This window comes from Porphyromonas sp. HMSC065F10, assembly GCF_001808555.1.
GTDB lineage: Bacteria > Bacteroidota > Bacteroidia > Bacteroidales > Porphyromonadaceae > Porphyromonas_A.
This window is the reverse complement of the sequence record NZ_KV793791.1, coordinates 1-2,466: the sequence shown is the minus strand read 5'-3', so window position 1 is coordinate 2,466 and position 2,466 is coordinate 1. Positions and strand designations below refer to the sequence as shown.

General features: G+C 53.1%; 3 protein-coding genes. All 3 read left to right on the top strand.

What is annotated here, in order from left to right; genetic code table 11:
- On the top strand, positions 1-268 hold a 268-nt coding region (locus HMPREF2890_RS09180), incomplete at its 5' end, for a hypothetical protein (protein WP_210394767.1).
- Positions 269-572: 304 nt separating this feature from the next.
- A complete protein-coding gene (locus tag HMPREF2890_RS05375; protein WP_148130685.1) occupies positions 573-1,253 on the top strand; it encodes a hypothetical protein in 681 nt (226 codons plus the stop codon).
- 218 nt (positions 1,254-1,471) lie between these two features.
- Entirely contained in the window at positions 1,472-2,062 is a 591-nt protein-coding gene (locus HMPREF2890_RS05370) for a DUF6088 family protein (protein ID WP_070466342.1), read from the top strand.
- Positions 2,063-2,466 lie beyond the last annotated feature (404 nt).

Sequence of the window (2,466 nt, the reverse complement as noted above, 5' to 3'; positions counted from 1 at the left end):
GTCAATCGGTGGTAGCCTGCATCCGAAGGATGCCTATGGAGTGAGCGCCCCTGCCGGGGAGCTACCCTCCTTACCACAACGATCCACCTCCCGATGGGTAATGGATCCCGTCAGGGATCCCGGTTTCCTAGCCACAGGTCGAGCCGCAATAGCGGCGAAGACCTGTGGGCAGATCAACGCTCTGACCACGACCCCTTGTGGGTCGCAGGGAGAGGGGATGGCTGCTCTGCGACACCCTTGCGGGGTCGCGATCGTTTGTGATGCCTGATCCACAGGTCTTCGGGGCTACGCCCCTCCGACCAGTGGCTAGGAAGCGAGCACCCGAAAGGGTGCCCTGCTGACCTCCTTAGGGGACCCCTGCCGGGGTGCCTTCCCCGCTGACCTTCTTAGGGTTATCGGACAGGGTCACCCTCGCTCACCCGCGCCAGGTCCGTCGCCCACCTCGCCAAGTCCTTTGTCATCAAGTAACAGAAAAGTTACACGATCTTCATCACGGTTCGGCCTGAAAAGAGTACCTTGCTTGCGTGGTGAAGTAGTCACCCGCTATTTAAGGACTTAAGCAATGTAATCCTATGGAAAATACCATGTTCAGATCCACACTTCTGGGTCTGCTGACACTCCTTATGACAGGATGTGTCAATCAGCAAAGTCCCCTGGATCCTCAGGGATCTGCCGAGCTGTCTCACGACCGACAACTCATGCATCGTACATGGGAGCAAGTCTATGTACAGTCTGACTTCGGGTTCCTTCCGAGCTTTTCCGACAGGGTGCTTCTCCCTGCCGGTGGTGTGGAGAACTCTCTTTCGGATGAGGCGAATGTGGAGACCTTATGTGAGCTTGTCGACTTCCTAGACAGCAAGCTTGTGGGTGTCGTGCCGCCGGAGGGATTCTACTTCCGGGCAATGGCTGACATCACTCTGACGGTCAACCGAGAGAGTGGTCGCATCTCGGTAGATCAGATCGTCCTGCAGAGATATGATCAGATGCCAAAGGACATCCTCTTCCCTTATGCTGCTGCTGAGGCTATACTTCAGACGGATCATCCCGACTTGGATCCAACACAGATCCTATTACGCACGGCTAAGTCCAGGAAGTATGCCATTGAGTGTGAGGGAGGAAAAAAGGACGGCGAGCGAATTGTCGTGGAGAGAACTATCTCCGGAGCCAAAAAGGCTTTTAAATTCACCGATGAGTGCATTGACGGAGGTGGCTGCACGAAGACCTGCAAAGCCAATCTGACACTAGTCCTCTGAGTCGTTTCCTTAGTAAACAAGCTCTCGCCCCTGTCACGATCGATAGGGGCGAGAGCTTTTTTTGCGCCAATGCCAGTGGTGACGTATGTGGAAATCGTCAGTCGGTGGTAGACCTGCATCCGAAGGATGCCCGCTCCATAGCGTTTGTATGGTTGCTGTTCTCGCAAATGTAGCCTGAATTTGGTGTTGGAATTATTTGAAGTATATCCAACATTGCTATGAGAGGAAAAACGCTCAGCCAGCAAATACTATCTGCTAACGACGGTTCAATTTTCTTTCGGACCGACTTTCCCCAATATCATCCCGAGAGCGTTGGTCGTACGCTTTCGGGCTTGGTTGAGGAGGGTGCTCTTGTCCGTATTGCCTCCGGTGTTTACCTAAAACCCAAGCAGAGCAAGTATGGAGCGATTATGCCATCTGTTGACAAGATTGTCCAGGCTATTGCCGAACGGGATAAGGCTCAGGTATTGCCGTCCGGGGTCACTGCGCTGAATGCTCTTGGGCTGTCCACTCAGGTCCCTATGACCCATTCGTTTCTGACAACAGGAAGTGCACGTACACTCTATTTAGGTGATCGAAAAGTGATCCTCAAGAGAGCCGTCCCCAGGAACTTTGCCTACAGCACTCAGCTTATCCCCCTTCTTGTCCAGGCGCTGAAAAGCTTGGGTGAACAAAATATAGACGAGGAGATATTGTCCCGGATGCGTGAGTTAATCAATCAGGAAAAAGAGGTCAGAGCTCTGGCTGAGGATGTGGCTATGATGCCGGCATGGATGCAACGAATTGTCAAGCCGATGCTTAACGAATGATGAGAAAGCTGTGGATCAAGAATACTCCTGAGGATAGGATCGCAATACTTCAGCAAGTCTTTCGTCATCAAGTAGAGAGAAAAGCTCTCGCCCCTGTCACGATCGACAGGGGCGAGAGCTTTTTTTCGCTCCGGCGCCAAGGGTGACGTATGTGAAAATAGTCAATCGGTGGTAGCCTGCATCCGAAGGATGTCCGTTCCCTATGCATCGGTCGAGGCACGAGGTGCCGATGACCGATATGCAAGTGTAAGTCTTACCCCTCGACCCTTTGCGGGTCACCGGGTAAGGGGATGACGCATTTGAGTTGTACAGAAGCTATTCATCTCATTGTAAAGAGTGTGGAGCGAAGCACCCCTTGCGGGTGCCCGCTTTTTAGCCACCGGTCGAGGGGCGTAGCCCCGAAG

Excerpts from the sequence above, each read along its gene's own strand:
- HMPREF2890_RS05370 (WP_070466342.1), top strand. The coding sequence starts at position 1,472 with ATGAGAGGAAAAACGCTCAGCCAGCAAATACTATCTGCTAACGACGGT.
- HMPREF2890_RS05375 (WP_148130685.1), top strand. The coding sequence starts at position 573 with ATGGAAAATACCATGTTCAGATCCACACTTCTGGGTCTGCTGACACTC.